Source organism: Mesorhizobium sp. M0601 (assembly GCF_040320845.1).
Classification (GTDB): domain Bacteria; phylum Pseudomonadota; class Alphaproteobacteria; order Rhizobiales; family Rhizobiaceae; genus Mesorhizobium.
This window is the reverse complement of the sequence record NZ_JAMYQK010000010.1, coordinates 36,838-53,917: the sequence shown is the minus strand read 5'-3', so window position 1 is coordinate 53,917 and position 17,080 is coordinate 36,838. Positions and strand designations below refer to the sequence as shown.

Sequence of the window (17,080 nt, the reverse complement as noted above, 5' to 3'; positions counted from 1 at the left end):
CAATTTGTTGAATCCGGCAGGGCGAGGGTCGCGCGGGGGCCCTGCACAGAATTTGTGCAGGAGCCATATGCAGAGTGGACACCTGAACGCCGATCGCCCAATCTAGTCCGGAGCCGAGCCCGGTGATGGCGGCTTGCACATAAAGCGGTTGGACGGGTCGTGACCAAAGGGTGGAAATTATACGATCAGCGACTGGCCTGGGTCCTCGTCGCGCCTGTGCTTTTACTGCTTACCCTGCTTCTGCTGCTGCCGATCGCGATGATGACGGTCTACACGTTTTTCACCTTCGTCACCGCGGGGGTGGAGTCGGCGGTGCTGACCTTCGACAACTGGAAGGAATTCCTCACCGACAGCTACTATCACGGTTTTCTTTGGAAGACCGTTCGCGTCGGCGCCATCACCGCTGTGATCTGCGCGATCCTTGGCTATTTCCCCGCCTATTTCATCTGGGCCACGACCTTCAGGCACAAATGGCTGTTGTTGCTGCTGCTCATTGTGCCGTTCTGGATCAGCTTCACCATCCGGACATTCTCGTGGATCCATATTCTCGGCGAACAGGGGCTGATCAACGTCGTGCTCATCGGGCTGGGGATTATCAACGAGCCGTTGCCGATGCTCTACACCGAGGGCGCCGTCATCATGGGGCTGCTGCATTTTCTGCTGCCCTATATGATCCTGAACGTCTATGTCAGCCTGGAAAGCATCGACCGCACGCTGATCGCCGCCGCCCGCTCGATGGGCTGTACCAGCGCGCAGGCGTTTCGCGAAGTGACCCTGCCGCTATCGATGCCCGGGCTGGGCGCCGGGCTGCTGCTCTGCTTCGTGCTGGCGGCCGGCTCCTATGTGACGCCGCAGCTGCTCGGTGGCAGCCGCGATGCGCTGTTCGGCAACTTGATCTACGACACCATCATGGGGCAGCTCAATTGGCCGATGGGCGCCACGCTTTCCATCGTCCTGTTCGTCCTGCTCGGCGCGGCCGCGGCCGCCTATAGCCGCTATATGGGCCTATCGCAGATCATGAAGGGCCTCAGTGCATGAGAGCGGATCATCCCGATCGCGAAGGCAGATGGGTGTGGCGGCTGACCGGCGCGATCACGGTGTGCGTCTACGTCTTCATGTTTGCGCCGATCCTCGCCACGGTCGTGCTTTCCTTCAATGCCTCGATGTTCGGCGGCTTTCCCCTCACCGGCTTCAGCCTGCGATGGTACGAAAAGCTGCTCACCAACGAGCCGGTTCTCGACGCCTTCCGGACATCGATGTGGATTGCCCTGGTGACGGCAACGGTGACGACGCTGCTCGGCATCATGGCGGCATTGGCGCTGGTGCGCTTCGAGTTCCGTGGCAAGCAGGCGATCAACACGCTTGTCATTCTTCCCGCGCTGGTCCCCGAAACGATACTCGGCGTCGGCCTGCTGGTCATGATCAAAGCCGTCGACCAGCCGCGCAGCATGACGCTGCTGGTGCTCGGCCACATTCTGCTCACGCTCCCCTATGTGGTGCTGATCGTCCAGGCGCGCATGGTCGGCATAAAACGTTCCTATGAGGAGGCGGCGCTTTCGCTCGGGGCGCCGCGCGTGTCGACATTCCGCGAAATCACGCTGCCGCTGCTCATTCCCGCAGTGCTTGCCAGTGTTCTGCTCGCTTTCACCATTTCGTTCGACAACACCTCGGCCAGCCTGTTCTGGCGGCCGGCGGGCGTCGAGACCATGCCGACGCAAATCCTTTCGATGCTGAAGATCTCGATCAGCCCTGAGGTGAACGCGCTCGGAACCGTCATGATCCTTTTGACGGTCGGCATTCCCTTGGCAGGTGGGCTCATCCTGCAAAGCCTCACCTGGTTCAAGGCAGGCAAGTGAAATTGAAAATGGGAGAATGGAAATGAAACTGACAACCACTAAACGACTGGAACGGCTCAACGAACGCTATGCCAATGGCGACATCAGCCGGCGATCATTCCTGACGCTGACGGCCGCCGCTGCTGCCGCCACCGGGCTTTCCATGCCCTGGATGGGACGGGCGCTGGCCGCGGTTTCGGAAGTGCGCTTCGACGGATGGGGCGGCGTGGTGCAGGAGGCGATCGATAAGTACGCGTTCCAGCCTTATACCGCCAAGTCCAAGGTCAAGGTCGTCCAGGGCACCTTTGGCGACGAGAACGAGATCATCACCAAGATCAAGACGTCGAAACCAGGCGACTTCCAGATCGTCCATTCTTCCGGCGTCAACTACTACATCAAATACGTCAATGGCGGTTTCAATTCGGAGATCAACGAGGCAAACATTCCGAACATGGCGAATGTCCTGACCGCCATGATCGAGCCGTTCCGCAAGATCACGCCGAAGCTGTCGGCAGTGCCATATGATTACGGCACCACCGGCATCGCCTACAACAACAAGGTCATCTCGCCGGAGGAAGCCAAGGAAAAGGGCGCCAACCTGCTTACCGACAAGAAATATGCCGGCAAGATCGGCGGCTACGCCGATATGACGACGCGCGTCTGGTATGCGGCGCTGCAGACGAAACAGGACCCCAACAACATCCAGGACATGGACGTCGTCTGGGCCAAGGTTCGCGAGACCCGCGATCTGGCCAAGAAATTCTGGAGTTCCGGCGCGGAACTGATGGACCTCCTGTCGCGCAACGAGATCGTCGTCACCGACGCCTGGTCAGGACGTGTCGCCGCCCTGCAGCAGCAGGGCCAGCCGATCGGCTATCTCGACCCTGCCGGCTCATACGCGTGGATGGAGGACATGCTGGTGCTCAAGGGTTCGCCGATGGCCGAATGCGAGGAACTGATCAACTTCATGCTGGATCCTGCCACCTCGATCGCCGTCGCCGAGGGCCAGAACTATCCGCCATCGCTTGACCCCACCAAGGTGAAGCTGACCGACAAGATCGCGGCGCTTCCGGCCTTCGACCCGACTGGATCGATGAAATCGCTGACCTTCGCCGATCCGCTCTACTGGGCGAAGAACGAAGACGCCTGGACCAAGCAATGGGACAGGGTGTCGAAAGGTGCATGACGACAACAGCCACGACCAGCAGCCCCGGCCGGCTTCGGCCGGGGCTGATGGCGACCCGCTCGCCCAGAGCGAGCGGCAGCCGATAGGAAAGCCTGCGGTCGAGTTTCGCGACATCGATATTTTCTACGGCAAGTTCGCCGCTGTGCGCGATTTTTCACTGGCAATCCGCAAAGGTAGTTTCGTCACCTTGCTGGGGCCGTCCGGGTGCGGCAAAACGACGATCCTGCGCTCGATCGCGGGCCTGGTCGACCTCTCCAGTGGCCAGATCTCGATCGGCGGAAAGCGGGTCGACGACATCCCGATCTATAAGCGCAACATTGGTCTGGTGTTCCAGAACTACGCGCTCTTTCCGCACAAGAACGTCTTCGACAACGTCGCATTCGGCCTGAAATACCGGAACGTGCCGAAACCGGAAATCGTGCGCCGGGTCAAGAAGGCGCTGGATATGGTGCGGCTGCCCGGCAGTGAGACAAAGCTGCCGTCGCAGCTCTCGGGCGGCCAGCAGCAACGCATCGCACTGGCCCGCGCCATCGTCTTCGAGCCGGAAGTGCTGCTGCTGGACGAGCCCTTGTCGGCGCTCGACGCCAATATGCGCGAGGACATGCGCGTCGAGATCAAGAAAATCCAGAGGGAGACGGGCATCACCGCTATCTTCGTGACGCACGACCAGGAAGAAGCCTTGTCGATGTCCGACCACATCGTCGTGATGAACGCCGGCCTGATCGAGCAGATCGGCTCCCCCGCGCAGGTCTATGACCAGCCGGCCACCGCATTCGTCGCCAATTTCCTGGGCAAGGCCAACATGCTGCCCGGCAGCGTGACAGTGATGGACGGCAAGATGGCGACGATCGCGCTGGCCACCGGCCATGTCGTAAAGGCGGCCGCGCCGAAGGCGCTCGCGACCGGCAGCGCGGTCACCGTCGTCGTTCGCCCGCAGAAGCTTACCGTCGGTACCGCCGGTGCTGCCAACAGGCTGGCGGGACGGATCGTCTCGACCTCCTATCTCGGCGGCAATGCGGTCTACGAGATCGACATCGGCGCCGGCACGCTGGTGCGCGCCAACACGTTGATCGACGGACAGCCGCTGCGCGAAGGCGAAACGGTCGATGTCTGCTTCGACCCGCTGGGTTGCGTACTTCTCGACGCGCAAGGTGTACGCATCGCCTAGCGAGGCGGCGCTGACCCGTTCAGTCTTTCGCGTCACCCTTTGGCCCGAGAAATCGCGCATAGATCTCACCGACAATACCGCGCCGGAAAACCAGCACGCAGACCATGAAGGTCAGGCCCGTGGCGATGGTCACTGGAAAATTCGAGGTGGCGAGCGTGTTCTCCAGGCCGACGACCAGACTGGCGCCGATGATCGGCCCGACCATGGTGCCGATGCCGCCGAGGAGCGTCATCAGGATCACCTCGCCGGACATCTGCCAGGTGACGTCGGTGAGTGTGGCAAACTGGAAAACGATCGCCTTGAGCGCGCCGGCCAGCCCGGCCAATGTTGCCGACATGACGAAAGCCGCCAGCTTGTAGTTGGCGACGGAATAGCCAAGCGAAATGGCCCGGCTCTCGTTTTCCCGGATGGAACGCAGGATCATGCCGAAAGGCGAGTTGATGATGCGCCAGATGGCGAACACGCCGATCAGGAAGACCGCCAGCACGAAATAATAGATGTTCATCGAGACGTTCAGGTCGAGCATTCCAAGCAGCCTGCCGCGCGGCACGCCCTGGATGCCGTCCTCACCTCCGGTGAACGGCGCCTGCACGCAGAAGAAGAAGAACATCTGCGACAGCGCCAGCGTGATCATGGCGAAATAGATGCCTTGCCGGCGGATGGCAAAGAAGCCCATCACAAGGCCGAGCAGCGCGGCACCTAGGACACCGAGCAGGATGCCCGCTTCCGGTGGCCAGCCCCAGACCTTGACCGCGTATGCGGTGAAATAGGCCGCCCCGCCGAAGAATGTCGCATGGCCGAAGGACAACAGCCCGGTGTAGCCGAGCAGAAGGTTGAACGCGCAGGCAAACAGCGCAAAGCACAGCATCTTCATCAGGAAGATCGGATAGACGAAGAAAGGCGCCACCAGCAGCGCCAGGATGCCGAGCCCGACCAGCGCCCATTCAAGCCGTGCCGAATTCTTGGCACGCGTCTCGCGAAGTGTCAGTTCGGCCATCTCAGGCATCCCTTCCGAACAGGCCGGCTGGCCGGACCAGAAGCACGATTGCCATGATGACGAAGACCACCAGATTGGAGGCTTCGGGATAGAAGACCTTGGTCAGGCCTTCGGCGAGGCCAAGCATGTAACCGGTGACGATCGCCCCGAGGATCGATCCCATGCCGCCGACCACGACGACGGCGAAGACGACGATGATGAGGTCAGATCCCATCAGCGGGCTCACCTGATAGATCGGCGCGGCGAGAACCCCTGCAAGTCCGGCAAGAGCGGCGCCGAGGCCGTAGGTGAGGGTCAGCAGCAACGGCACGTTGACGCCGAAAGCCTGCACCAGGCCGGGGTTCTCCGTCGCCGCGCGCAGATAGGAGCCCAGCCTGGTCTTCTCGATCAGCGCCCAGGTGCCGAAACAGACGATCATCGAGGCGACCACCACCCAGCCGCGATAATTGGGCAGGAACATGAAGCCGAGATTGGTTCCCCCGGAGAGCAGCGGCGGCACGGAATAAGGACTTCCCGATACGCCATAGTAGTAACGGAACACCCCTTCGAGCACGAGCGCGAGGCCAAAGGTGAAAAGCAGCCCGTAAAGCGGGTCGATGTCGTAAAGCCTCGACAGCGCCAGGCGCTCGACCACGACGCCGAAGCCGCCGACGATCAGCGGCGACAGGATCAGAGCCGGCCAGTAGCCGATGCCGAAGCGGGTGAGAAGCAGGTACCCGACGAAGGCGCCGAGCATATAGAGCGCGCCGTGGGCAAAATTGATGACGCGCAACAGGCCGAATATGACAGCCAGGCCCAGGCTCAACATTGCGTAGAACGAGCCGTTGATGAGGCCGACCAGCAATTGGCCGAGGAATGCCTGAACGGGTATCCCGAAGATCATCGTCATGGCGCCATCATACACCCAGCACTTCATGCAGCAGCGTCATGCGATCCGGCAGTTCGCCGACCGGAAAGCCCGCCACGACCTTGCCGTGCTCCATCAGGTAGAAACGGTCGGTGACGCGGCTGGCAAAGCGGAAATTCTGCTCGACCAGCAGGATCGTCATGCCGCGCTTTTTCATCGTCGCCAGCAGATCGCCGATGCGCTGCACAATGACCGGAGCCAGGCCCTCGGTCGGCTCATCGAGAAGCAGCATTTTCACGCCGGTTCTGAGCATGCGCGCGATCGCCAGCATCTGCTGCTCGCCGCCCGACAGCCTGGTGCCCGGGCTGTTGCGGCGCTCCTTCAGATTGGGGAAAAGATCGAATATTTCCTGCACGCTCATGCCGCCCTCGGCGACGATCGGCGGCAGAACCAGATTCTCGTCCACGGTCAGCGTCGCAAAGATGCCGCGTTCCTCTGGCACCAGGCCGATGCCTTGATGCGCGGTCCGGTGCAATGGCAGGCGCATCAGATCCTTGCCGTCGAAAAAAATCTGGCCGGTCCGCTGGCGGATCAGCCCGATAATGGCGCGCAATGTCGTAGTCTTGCCGACGCCGTTGCGGCCCAGCAACGTCACAGTTTCACCTGGAAAGACCTCAAGATCGACGCCGTGCAGCGCATGGCTCTCGCCATACCAGGCGTTGAGGCCGCGGACTGCGAGAAGCGGCGCGGCGTCACTCATCGGCGGTGCCCATATAGGCGATCCTCACCCGCTCGTCGCGGCTGACCGTGGCGTAGTCGCCGGCGGCAAGGATTTCGCCGCGCTGCATGACGGTTATCCAGTCGCAAAGATCGGCTACAACAGTCAGATTGTGCTCGACCATCAGCACCGCACGCTCCCTGGCGACCGAGCGGATGATGTCGGAAACCGTGCGCACATCCTCATGCCCCATGCCGGCCATCGGCTCGTCGAGCAGCAGCACTTTCGGGTCGAGCGCCAGCGTCGTGGCGATCTCGAGCACGCGTTTCCTGCCATAGGAGAGATCGGCGGCGGGCCTGTTCTTGGCATCGTCGAGGCCGACAGACCGTAAAAGCTCCTCGGCGCGCGGCGTCAACCGATCGAGCACAGACAGCGAGCGCCAGAACTGAACGCTGAGTCCGGCCGGTCGCTGCAATGCAACGCGCACATTGTCGAGCACGCTGAGATGCGGAAACACCGCCGAGATCTGGAACGAGCGCACCAGGCCCATCCGCGCGACCTTGGCCGGCGAGGTGCGGGTGATGTCGTGGCCGAGCAGTTCGATCCTGCCGCCGGTCGGCGGCAGGAACTTGGTGAGCAGGTTGAAGACGGTGGTCTTGCCAGCGCCGTTGGGTCCGATCAGCGCGTGGATGTTGCCGTGGTAGAGGTCGAGATCGACATTCCTGACCGCAACAAAGCCGGCGAAGTCACGCCGCAAACCGCGGGCGGAAAGCACTACCCGCGGCCCATCCGGTCCAGGCGGCGCCATCGGTCCGCCAATCACTCGCCTGCCGTGGGACAGCCGCTCTCCTTGGGGCTCAGAAACGCCTCGTTACCGGGGATCGTGGCGAGCGGTTTGTAATAGTCCCACTCCTTGGTGCTCTCGCTCGGCGACTTGACCTGATAAAGATACATGTCGTGAACCATGTTGCCGTCGGCCTGCACTTTGCCGTTCGCCGTAAAGACATCGTTCACCGGCATCGCATGCAATTCCTTGGCGACCGCCTCGGTTCCATCGGTGCCGGCTTTGTCGATCGCCTTCAAATACTGGGTCACCGCTGAATAGGTGGCGGCCTGGATCATATTCGGCATGCGGTTGGTGCGCTTGAAGAAGCGCTGGGCGAACTCGCGACTCTTGTCGTCGCGATCCCAGTAGAAACCTTCGGTCAGCACCACGCCTTGCGCCGCCTCGAGACCGAGCCCATGCACCTCGGCCAGCGTGAACAGAAGTGCTGCAAGCCGCTGACCGCCCTGCACGATACCGAATTCGGCCGCTTGCTTGATCGAGTTGGAGGTGTCGAGGCCGGCATTCGCCAGGCCGATAACCTTGGCGCCCGACGATTGCGCCTGCAGCAGGAAGGATGAATAGTCGGTCGAGCCGAGCGGGTAACGCACCTCGCCAACCACCTTGCCGCCATGGCTCTCGACGAACTTTGCGGTCTGCTCCTTCAGCGAATAGCCGAATGCATAATCGACTGTGACGAAGAACCAGCTGTCGCCGCCTTGCTGGACGAGAGCGCCACCAGTCCCCACTGCCTGCGAATGCGTGTCGTAGGCCCAGTGGAAGCCATAGGGCGAGCACTGTTTACCGGTTAGCTCGGTGGTCGCGGCGCCGGTGACGATGTCAATTTTTTTCTTTTCCTTGGAAATTCCCTGGACGGCGAGCGCCACCGAGGAGGTGGTCAGTTCCATGATGGAATCGACCTGTTCGGTGTCATACCACTGCCGCGCAATGTTGGAGGCGATGTCCGGCTTGTTCTGGTGGTCGGCGCTGACGACCTCGATCGGCGAGCCTTGTACCTTGCCGCCGAAATCCTCGACCGCCATCTTGGCGGCCTCGACCGACCACTTGCCGCCGAAATCGGCATAGACGCCCGACTGGTCGTTGAGAATGCCGATCTTGATCTTGCCGTCGGAAATCTCGGCGGCTGCGGCAGGCATCGCGGTCGCTGCCAGAAGCGCGGCCGAGACCAGGTACGATATCTTCATTGGTGACTTCCTCCCTTATGGTCGACAACCGAGCAACATGTCGGCGGCAGCCTGCTGCAGCACGAAGAGTGGCCTCCCACATTCCGTCCTCGCCGGCGCAAAATCACGCAGCGCTGTACGGCCGCCGTCCTTCAAATCGTAGCATCGCTCGGCAACGCGAGAACAGTTACTTTAGTATTAGGCATCCGCGATGCCCGGCCGCCGAAGCGCAACATAGCGCCGGATCGTGCGGCGTCCAGATCGGCCTCTATTCTCGCCGAAGCAATGATTACGGCTGACGGTCCGGATATCGTTGAACGAGAATTCCCTCGTCAACCGCCGGCTGGATGATGGCAAGCAACCAGGCGGCCCTCGCCAATGCTTTGGAGAAGCGGGCGCTCGCTGCGGCAGATCGGGGTGGCAGCTGGGCAACGGGTGTGGAACCGGCACCCCGAGGGTGGGTTCATCGGGCTGGGCAGATCACCCTTGAGCACCAGCCGGCCGCGCCGCGCCCGGTCAATGCTGGGTATCGGCACGGCGGAACGCAGCGCCGCGGTGTAATGATGTCTGGGCGCCGCAAAGACCTCGTCGGTCGGCCCGCTCTCCACGATTGACCCCAGATACATCACCGCCACACGGCTCGAGATTTGACGCACCACGGAAAGATCGTGGGCGATGAACACATAGGTCAAGTTGAACTCCTCGCGCAGGTCGGCGAGCAGATTGACGATCTGCGCCTGGATCGACACGTCGAGCGCCGAGACCGGCTCGTCGGCCACGATCAGCCGTGGCCGCAGCGCCAGCGCGCGGGCGATGCCGATACGCTGGCGCTGGCCGCCGGAGAATTCGTGCGGGTAGCGCGATGCGTGCTGGGGCGACAAGTCGACCCGGCGCAGGAGCTCGGCCACGCGGTCCGCCATTTCCGATGCCGAGAGGCGTTCATGGATGCGGAACGGATCGGCCAGCAGATCGCCGACCCGCCGGCGCGGATTGAGCGAAGCGCTGGGATCCTGAAAGACCATCTGCATCTGCCGCCGCAACGGACGAAGCTGGCGCTGGGAGGCGTCGCTGATGTCGCGGCCCTCGAATTCCAGCGACCCCGAGCTGATTTCGGTCAGACGCACCAGACACCGGCCAAGCGTGGATTTGCCGCAACCGGACTCGCCGACGATGCCGAGGGTCTCCCCGGGCCAGATGTCAAGCGACACCGTATCAACCGCATGCACGGTCCGGCGCTGCGCCGGGAAGATCGAGCGGCCGACGCTATAGCGCTTCGACAGGTCGCCGGCACGAAGCAGCGGACGTTCGCGTGGCATGGCATTCATCGTTGCATCTCCACCACGCCGCCAGGCCTCTGGGCAGCGAATTGTCTGCGCGTAGGCTCCGGCAACAGGCACGCGGCGCGATGGCTCTCGCCTTGCATGATCGGCAGTTGAACCAGACAGGCGTCGTGGCGAAAGGCGCAGCGGGGGCTGAAGGCGCAGCCTTTCGGCAGGTTGGAGAGCGACGGCGGAATTCCCGGAATGGCAGCGAGCCGGGCTGGACGTGGTCCCTCCATCGGCGGGATCGAGCCGAACAAGCCCCATGTGTAGGGATGCAGCGGCGCCCGGAACACGCTGCTCTTGCCGCCCTCCTCGACAAAGCGTCCGCCATACATAACCAGTACCCGGTCCGCGACTTCGGCGACGACGCCAAGATCATGCGTGACCAGGATCACAGCGGAACCGAACTGGTCGCGCAATCGTCCGATCAGTTCGAGGATCTGCGCCTGCACGGTAACATCGAGGGCTGTAGTCGGTTCATCCGCGACGAGCAGCGCCGGGTTGCACGAGAGCGCCATGGCAATCACCGCGCGCTGGCGCATACCGCCGGAAAGCTGGTGCGGGTAGCTGTCGATGACCCGATCCGGATTTGCGATGCCGACCGCATCCAGCAATTGCACGGCCCTCGCCCGTGCCGCTTTCGCCGACACCTTTTCATGCGCGCGGACCTGCTCGCCGATCTGGTTGCCGATCGTATGCACCGGGGTGAGCGCAGACATCGGATCCTGGAAGATCATCGCGATTTGGCGGCCGCGGATGGCATCGAGCGCACGCCGCTTGAGCCCGATCAGCTCCTGTCCCATGAAACGGATGGAACCGGAGACGATAGCGTTGGGGCTGTCGATCAACCCCATAATGGCGAGCAAGGTCTGGCTTTTGCCCGAACCGGATTCGCCGACCACACCGACGATCTCGCGCTGCTCGACGGAGAACGAAACACCTCCCACCGCCCGCACCAGGCCTTCGTCGCTGCGGAAGGAGACAGTGAGGTCCTTGACCACCAGAAGGGGAGCATCAGCCGACATTGCGCGCCCTCGGGTCGATTATGACGAAGACGACGTCGACGACGAAGTTTGCCATCACCACGAAGAAGGCGGCGTAAATCACCGTGGCCAGGATCATCGGCAGATCGAGGGTCTGCAGCGCCTCATACGTCAGTTTTCCGACACCCTGCAATCCGAAGACCACTTCGGTCAACAGCGCGCCGCCGCCGACCAAGGCACCGAAATCGAGGCCGAACATGGTGACGAATGCGACCAAAGAGGTCCTGAGGCCATGATGCAGCAGCACCCGGCGTTCGCCGATCCCCTTGGCCCGGGCGGTGCGGATGAAATCCTCCTGCATCATTTCGATCAGGCTTGCCCGCAGCACCCGGCCGTAGAGGCCGACATAAAGGGTTGCCAGCGTGAACCACGGAATGACGAGCGCCTTGAACCAGCCCCAGGGATTCTCGGTCAGGGGGATGTAGCCGAGCGGAGGAACCCAGGAAAACAGCCAGTTGTCGTGCCAGCGGCTTTGCGTCAGCAGGTTGGCGACCTCGCCCAGCCAGAAGACCGGGATCGACACACCTACCAGGCTCAGGATCATCAGCGCGCGATCAATGAATGTACCGCGCGTTGCGCCTGCGATCACACCGACGATCAATCCGCCGAGCACCCACAGCACTGCCGCGCCGCCGACCAGCGACAGCGTCACGGGAATGGCGCTTATCACGGTCGGAATGACGCGCTGCCCGCGATTGACGAAGGAGGTGAGATCGCGGCTGACGAAGAGCCGGTTCATCATCAGCCCATATTGCACCGGCAATGGCCGGTCGAGACCGAAATCGTGGCGCACCTGGATCAGCGTCTCTTGCGAAGCATTGCGGCCAGCAATGCGCGCCGATGGATCAGCGCCAGGCGTCGCAAAGAAGATCAGGAAAGCGACGACGCTGATACCGAACATAACCAGCACCATCTGGCCAAGCCGGAAGCCGAGCGCGGCAACCACTAGACGCCCCTCGGCGAGGATTTCGGATCGAGCGCGTCGCGCACGCCGTCGCCCAGAATGTTTAGAGCCAGCACCGTGATCACAATGGCTAGCCCCGGCGCCAGTGCCACGACCGGCCGCGAATAGAGCAGGCCCTGGCCGTCCTGGATGATCGTGCCCCAGCTGGCATCCGGCGGCTGCACGCCGATCGACAGGAACGACAGCGAGGATTCCGTCATCATGTTGAGCGCCAGGATCAACGGCACGAAAACGATGATGCGGGTCACCACATTGGGCATGATGTCGCGCAAAAGGATGCGCCAGGGCGATGCGCCAAGGCCGATCGCAGCGGTGACGAATTCGGCATGCATTAAGGTCAGGACATGGCCGCGGATCGGCCGCGCCACATAGGGCACATAGACGATGCCGATGATGAAGACCGGTAGCCACAGGCTGCCGGAGCGGATTTCGAACGGACCGATCTGGATACTCTGCGCAATCAGCACGATCGACAATGAAATTGCCAACAGGAAAATCGGAAAAGCCCAGAGCACGTCGAGAATGCGCGACAGGCCGATGTCGACGATGCCGCCGAAGAAGCCGGAAACGACCCCAAGGAATGTCGCGAGGACAAGGCACAGCACGGCTGCAGCACCCGAGATCAACAGCGAATCCCGTCCGCCGTAAAGCAGCCGCGCCGCGACGTCACGGCCCTGGTTGTCGGCACCCAGCATATAGGGTCCGATGCGCCAGGTCGGCCCGACCGGCGTCATGCCGAGGCCAAGGCCTTCGGTGGAGGGCTGCAGCACCGGCTGGGTCACCCCATCGACGACGATCTCGCCATTGAGATTGGTCACAAATGGATCGGTGCCGGAGACGTACCGCGCATAAAGCGGCGCCGCGAGCGAGGCGATCACGATGACGACGAGCACGGCGAAGGCAGATATTGCCGAACGATCGCCTTTCAGCTTGCGCCATGCGGTGCGCCACGGGCCATCGGTGGCCCGGCGAACCGGGATGGCAGGCTGGTCCGCAATGACATTGACCATGAACAGGATTGCCTGGGAAAAATCGCGGCCTGGAAGATGCGCTGATCCGCCGGAAAAGGAAATGCGACGGAGAGCCAGCGGCACTCCGTCGCATTGGCTCCGGTCGGCTATTCCACCCAGGACTGGCTGACAATCCAGTAGAATTGCGGGCTGAAGGTGAAGTTCTTCAGCCTGGAAGAGATCACATCGACGCGCTTTGGCGTGAACAGGACAGCGACCGGAGCCTTGTCCGTCACAGCCTTGTCGATGGCGGTCCAGAGTGTCGCGCCCTTGGCCGGATCGGCGATGGTGGCTGCCTCTGCCTCGTCCATCGATGCGTCGATCGACTTGTCGCAGAACCCCGAAATATTGACCGAGGCGTCGGAGCCCGGCGTAAACGAGGCACAGCTGAACAAGACCTGCAGGAAATTCGATGGCGCCGGGTAATCCTGGAACCATTGCGAGATCGAAATCTGCACCTTGTTATTGGTGTTCTGGATGTAGGTGAACTGTATGTTCTGCGAGATCGGCTTGACCGACGTCTTGTAGCCAAGCTGGTTGAGCACATCCTGCAGGTAGACGCCGATCGCTTTGGAGACCGTGGTGTCCTCGGTGATGATCGTCACCTCCTGACCTGCGGTTCCCGATTCAGCGACCAATTGCTTGGCCTTGTCCATATCCGGTGCTGACCACTTCTCGCCCGGATTGGCGGTGAACGGGCAATAGGCCACAAATGACGGGAAGCCCGGTGGCAGGATCTGGCAGGCCGGTTGCGCCAGATTGCTGCCGCCGAACAGCTTGACGATCGCGGCGCGGTCGATCGCGAAGTTCACTGCCTGGCGAACGCGGATGTCGTTGAACGGCGCCAGATTGGTGTTCATCGGCGCGTACCACATCGCTGTCAGCGGATGAACCGTGACCTGCTTGGCATATTTGGTGCCGAGTTCGGCGAGACGGTCGGACGGCGGCGGGTCGAACATCCAGTCCGCCTGGCCGTTCTCGACAGCGGTCACCGCCGCCTCGTCGGTTAGGCCGAATTCGTAGTCGATCTCGTCCGGATATCCGGCCGGCTGCGCTTCCTTGCTCCATTCCTTGAAATGAGGGTTGCGCACAATCTTCATCAGCTTGTTGGGATCGTAACTGGCGATCATGTAGGGTCCGGTGCCCGGGATCGGATCGGTGCCGGCGTCCTTCAGCGGCGCGCTCGCCGGCAGGATCGACGCGTGCGGAACAGCCAGTTTCTGCAGGAACTCGGCATCCGGCTGGACCAGATTGAAGGTAATGTTTCCGGCGGCGTCGTCGACCGACAGGCCACCTTCGAGGGTACACGTCGCAGGCGTCTTCAAGCACGCATCCGCGCCGACGATGCCTTTGTAGAAGGTCCCGGCCGTCGGCCCGCTGATCTTGAAGATGCGTTGGAACGAAGCCACCACGTCCTTCGTGGTGACATCCGAGCCATCCGCGAATTTGATGCCCTTGCGCAGCTTGAAGACGTAGGTCTTGCCGCCGTTCTCGACCTGCGGGAGGCTTTCCGCCAGGTCCGCGACGACTTCGAAGCCGGTCTTGTCCCCGGCCTTCTTGTAGGTCACCAAGCCATCGTAGAGGACATAATTGATCTGGAAATACTGCAGCGTGTAGTTGATGTGCGGATCGGCGGTGCCTGCCGCGGCATTGGCCAGCAGTCGGAGTGTGCCGCCTGGCTTGCCCTCGGTGGCCAAGGCACTGTTTGCCGGCGACATCATGAACACGCCGAGCAGAGCCAGGCAGGGCATCAACGCTGCAAATGCTTTTTGGGGTCGCATATTTGTTCCCTCATGGAGGCGTGTCGGCTTTTGCCGCGCTGAACCCGGTCGATCGACCATTGCGCGGCTGAAACAGTCTGGGTTTGCGAACGGTGTCCGCTACTTGGCCCAATCGCAAAAGACTACGGCGAGCGAAGCCGGACGGGATAGCTATTAAGATAGATAGGGTCGGACAGGCTTATCCCCGCCTATTTGTTGAGCAGCCGGCCGACATGGCTATTTGACAAGCAATCATCAGCGGGTAAGCTTGCCCGATGCAAAGCCTTCCAGGCGATCTAGAGAGCCGGTTCCAAACCGGAATGAGCATCGACGCTGCCATGGCGGTGGCAACGGAGGTGCTGGAGCCTATCGGTTTCACCGCATTCATCTACGACTATACGCCCGTGCCGGTCAGTCACAAGGGCGAGCTTATCACGCCCTCGTTGATGGCTCTGCGCAACGTGCCGCGCGACATGCAGGATCTCTGGTGCAAGGGCGGATATTATCAGCTTGACCCGGTGCAGGAGGCCGCGCTCACCGTATCGAGACCGTTTCTCTGGTCGCACAGCGGCGTTCAGAGCACCGTCATGCAGCGCGTGCTCCAGTCCAAGCACGATCCTGTGGTCAGCTATTTGCTTGACACCAGAATGACCTGCGGCGTCACCGTTCCCATTCGCCTTGCCGGCGGCGATCTCGCCACCTTCACCGCGATCCGTACCGATCCGGAGGCCGGGTTCGAGCTCGAAGCCAGACCCTTGATCGCCGAGATCGGAGATCTGGGTCATCTGCTGCATGACTCCGCCTACGCCGGTTTCGACGCCGGAATCCGCACCTGCCAACATGTCCATCTGACGTCGCGCGAACGTCAGTGCCTGCGCCTGGCCGCTGCCGGACTGACGGCCAAGCAGGTTGCGCGTGAGATTGGCCGCGCGGTGCCTACTGCAACGCTGCACCTCAACGCGGCGACGCGAAAGCTTGGCGCGCGCAACCGCTTCCATGCCATCGCGCTCGCCGCCCATTACCGGCTGCTCGAACCGGAGCATTGAGGCTCGCGACCTGCAGGCGATCGGCCTTGCCTCGGGCCAACCCATAACCGGCGAACCTATAAATAGTGCTAGCTGTAAATGCGCTGGGCCGCTTAGTACCGTCGGCCGCAAACAAGGCTTGGGAGGGGTGCACCAAAGTGGCTCCTGCCGCGCCATGATGCGGAGCTTGGACTGTGACGGCACATGCGATCACCGAAGGATTTAGCGACTACAAGGGCTATCGCACCTGGTACCGTGTGACCGGGGACATCGGGTCGGGCAAGGTGCCCCTGGTCGTCGCTCATGGTGGACCGGGCTGCACCCACGACTATGTGGACTCATTCAAGGAGCTTGCCGGAACCGGGCGAGCCGTCATCCACTACGATCAGATCGGCAACGGCAAATCGACCCATCTGCCGGACAAGGGCGGCGACTTTTGGACAGTCGATTTCTTCCTGGGCGAACTCGATGCGTTGCTCGCCCATCTCAGCATTGCCGGCCATTATGCCCTGCTCGGCCAGTCCTGGGGCGGCATACTCTCGGCCGAGCACGCCGTGCGCCGCCCTGAGGGGCTGAAGGCATTGATCCTGGCCAATTCGCTGGCCTCGATGGCGCTGTGGGTGGAAGGAGCCCGGCAATTGCGCGCCGAGTTGCCAGCCGATGTGCAAAGTGCGCTCGACCGGCACGAAGCGGCGGGAACCACCGATCAGCCCGAATATGTTGCGGCGACGAAGGCTTTCTACGACCGTCATGTCTGTCGCGTCGTTCCGATGCCGCCAGAGGTCGCCCGGACATTTGCGGCAATCGAGGAAGATCCGACCGTCTATCACACCATGAACGGTCCCAATGAGTTCCACGTCATCGGCACGATGCGGAACTGGACCATCGTCGACCGCCTGCATCGGATCGAGGCGCCGACCCTGGTTTTCCGCGGCCTCTACGACGAAGCGACCGAGGCCTGCGTCCAGCCCTTTCTGGATCTTATCCCGTACGTTGAAGGCCTGGTCTTCCCGAATTCCAGCCACATGCCGCATGTGGAGGAAAAGCACGACTGCCTCAGCGCCGTCGGGCGTTTCCTGGCCAAATACGATTGACGTTCCAGCACCAGGCCTTCTGTTCCAACGGATCGTCGACACGACGCAGTCGTCGTGAGGCAGGTTCAGAAAACCTCGAACCGTCCCATTTCTCCGCCGACGCA

At 62.0% G+C, this 17,080-nt stretch carries 16 protein-coding genes; 6 read left to right on the top strand and 10 right to left on the bottom strand.

The annotated features are described in order from the left end of the window. Window positions 1-159: 159 nt before the first annotated feature. The 4 genes from NKI41_RS12210 to NKI41_RS12195 are packed head-to-tail and all read left to right on the top strand — an operon-like array spanning window position 160 to window position 4,189. A complete protein-coding gene (locus tag NKI41_RS12210; RefSeq protein ID WP_352501364.1) occupies window positions 160-1,038 on the top strand; it encodes an ABC transporter permease in 879 nt (292 codons plus the stop codon). Further along, a complete protein-coding gene (locus NKI41_RS12205; RefSeq protein WP_352683180.1) occupies window positions 1,035-1,856 on the top strand; it encodes an ABC transporter permease in 822 nt (273 codons plus the stop codon). The genes NKI41_RS12210 and NKI41_RS12205 overlap by 4 nt, the downstream gene beginning before the upstream one ends. 22 nt (window positions 1,857-1,878) lie before the next feature. After that, the gene (locus NKI41_RS12200) at window positions 1,879-3,021 is read left to right on the top strand and encodes an extracellular solute-binding protein (RefSeq protein ID WP_352683178.1); all 1,143 of its coding nucleotides are present in this window, start codon (window positions 1,879-1,881) and stop codon (window positions 3,019-3,021) included. Then, the gene (locus tag NKI41_RS12195; RefSeq protein WP_352683176.1) at window positions 3,014-4,189 is read left to right on the top strand and encodes an ABC transporter ATP-binding protein; all 1,176 of its coding nucleotides are present in this window, start codon (window positions 3,014-3,016) and stop codon (window positions 4,187-4,189) included. Before NKI41_RS12200 ends, NKI41_RS12195 begins: the two co-directional genes overlap by 8 nt. 19 nt (window positions 4,190-4,208) lie before the next feature. Here the strand turns inward: NKI41_RS12195 and NKI41_RS12190 are convergent, their stop codons facing one another. From NKI41_RS12190 to NKI41_RS12145, 10 genes are all read right to left on the bottom strand, one after another. Next, entirely contained in the window at window positions 4,209-5,186 is a 978-nt protein-coding gene (locus tag NKI41_RS12190; protein ID WP_352683173.1) for a branched-chain amino acid ABC transporter permease, read from the bottom strand. A gap of 1 nt (window position 5,187) precedes the next feature. Then, complete coding sequence (locus NKI41_RS12185) at window positions 5,188-6,075, bottom strand: branched-chain amino acid ABC transporter permease (RefSeq protein WP_352501369.1); 888 nt, start codon at window positions 6,073-6,075, stop codon at window positions 5,188-5,190. A gap of 7 nt (window positions 6,076-6,082) precedes the next feature. After that, window positions 6,083-6,793: an ABC transporter ATP-binding protein gene (locus NKI41_RS12180; protein WP_352472486.1), complete on the bottom strand. Its 711-nt coding sequence runs from the start codon at window positions 6,791-6,793 to the stop codon at window positions 6,083-6,085. Next, entirely contained in the window at window positions 6,786-7,559 is a 774-nt protein-coding gene (locus NKI41_RS12175; RefSeq protein ID WP_352683171.1) for an ABC transporter ATP-binding protein, read from the bottom strand. Before NKI41_RS12175 ends, NKI41_RS12180 begins: the two co-directional genes overlap by 8 nt. A gap of 11 nt (window positions 7,560-7,570) precedes the next feature. After that, window positions 7,571-8,779: an ABC transporter substrate-binding protein gene (locus tag NKI41_RS12170; protein WP_352683169.1), complete on the bottom strand. Its 1,209-nt coding sequence runs from the start codon at window positions 8,777-8,779 to the stop codon at window positions 7,571-7,573. A 311-nt stretch (window positions 8,780-9,090) separates the two neighbouring features. Continuing rightward, window positions 9,091-10,083: an ABC transporter ATP-binding protein gene (locus NKI41_RS12165; RefSeq protein WP_352472483.1), complete on the bottom strand. Its 993-nt coding sequence runs from the start codon at window positions 10,081-10,083 to the stop codon at window positions 9,091-9,093. Continuing rightward, window positions 10,080-11,105: an ABC transporter ATP-binding protein gene (locus tag NKI41_RS12160; RefSeq protein ID WP_352472482.1), complete on the bottom strand. Its 1,026-nt coding sequence runs from the start codon at window positions 11,103-11,105 to the stop codon at window positions 10,080-10,082. Before NKI41_RS12160 ends, NKI41_RS12165 begins: the two co-directional genes overlap by 4 nt. Further along, window positions 11,095-12,069: an ABC transporter permease gene (locus NKI41_RS12155; protein ID WP_352541714.1), complete on the bottom strand. Its 975-nt coding sequence runs from the start codon at window positions 12,067-12,069 to the stop codon at window positions 11,095-11,097. Before NKI41_RS12155 ends, NKI41_RS12160 begins: the two co-directional genes overlap by 11 nt. Next, window positions 12,069-13,097: an ABC transporter permease gene (locus tag NKI41_RS12150; protein ID WP_352449667.1), complete on the bottom strand. Its 1,029-nt coding sequence runs from the start codon at window positions 13,095-13,097 to the stop codon at window positions 12,069-12,071. Before NKI41_RS12150 ends, NKI41_RS12155 begins: the two co-directional genes overlap by 1 nt. A 107-nt stretch (window positions 13,098-13,204) precedes the next feature. Next, window positions 13,205-14,878: an ABC transporter substrate-binding protein gene (locus NKI41_RS12145; protein ID WP_352683167.1), complete on the bottom strand. Its 1,674-nt coding sequence runs from the start codon at window positions 14,876-14,878 to the stop codon at window positions 13,205-13,207. Window positions 14,879-15,177: 299 nt separating this feature from the next. Here NKI41_RS12145 and NKI41_RS12140 point away from each other — a divergent pair, with 299 nt between their 5' ends. After that, complete coding sequence (locus tag NKI41_RS12140) at window positions 15,178-15,903, top strand: LuxR family transcriptional regulator (RefSeq protein WP_352683165.1); 726 nt, start codon at window positions 15,178-15,180, stop codon at window positions 15,901-15,903. A 173-nt stretch (window positions 15,904-16,076) separates the two neighbouring features. Beyond that, complete coding sequence (locus NKI41_RS12135; RefSeq protein WP_352683164.1) at window positions 16,077-16,976, top strand: proline iminopeptidase-family hydrolase; 900 nt, start codon at window positions 16,077-16,079, stop codon at window positions 16,974-16,976. Window positions 16,977-17,080 lie beyond the last annotated feature (104 nt).

Coding starts and splice junctions, on each gene's coding strand:
- NKI41_RS12175 (WP_352683171.1), bottom strand. CDS start 7,559: ATGGCGCCGCCTGGACCGGATGGGCCGCGGGTAGTGCTTTCCGCCCGC.
- NKI41_RS12170 (WP_352683169.1), bottom strand. CDS start 8,779: ATGAAGATATCGTACCTGGTCTCGGCCGCGCTTCTGGCAGCGACCGCG.
- NKI41_RS12200 (WP_352683178.1), top strand. CDS start 1,879: ATGAAACTGACAACCACTAAACGACTGGAACGGCTCAACGAACGCTAT.
- NKI41_RS12140 (WP_352683165.1), top strand. CDS start 15,178: ATGAGCATCGACGCTGCCATGGCGGTGGCAACGGAGGTGCTGGAGCCT.
- NKI41_RS12150 (WP_352449667.1), bottom strand. CDS start 13,097: ATGGTCAATGTCATTGCGGACCAGCCTGCCATCCCGGTTCGCCGGGCC.
- NKI41_RS12185 (WP_352501369.1), bottom strand. CDS start 6,075: ATGACGATGATCTTCGGGATACCCGTTCAGGCATTCCTCGGCCAATTG.
- NKI41_RS12165 (WP_352472483.1), bottom strand. CDS start 10,083: ATGAATGCCATGCCACGCGAACGTCCGCTGCTTCGTGCCGGCGACCTG.
- NKI41_RS12160 (WP_352472482.1), bottom strand. CDS start 11,105: ATGTCGGCTGATGCTCCCCTTCTGGTGGTCAAGGACCTCACTGTCTCC.
- NKI41_RS12190 (WP_352683173.1), bottom strand. CDS start 5,186: ATGGCCGAACTGACACTTCGCGAGACGCGTGCCAAGAATTCGGCACGG.
- NKI41_RS12205 (WP_352683180.1), top strand. CDS start 1,035: ATGAGAGCGGATCATCCCGATCGCGAAGGCAGATGGGTGTGGCGGCTG.
- NKI41_RS12145 (WP_352683167.1), bottom strand. CDS start 14,878: ATGCGACCCCAAAAAGCATTTGCAGCGTTGATGCCCTGCCTGGCTCTG.
- NKI41_RS12180 (WP_352472486.1), bottom strand. CDS start 6,793: ATGAGTGACGCCGCGCCGCTTCTCGCAGTCCGCGGCCTCAACGCCTGG.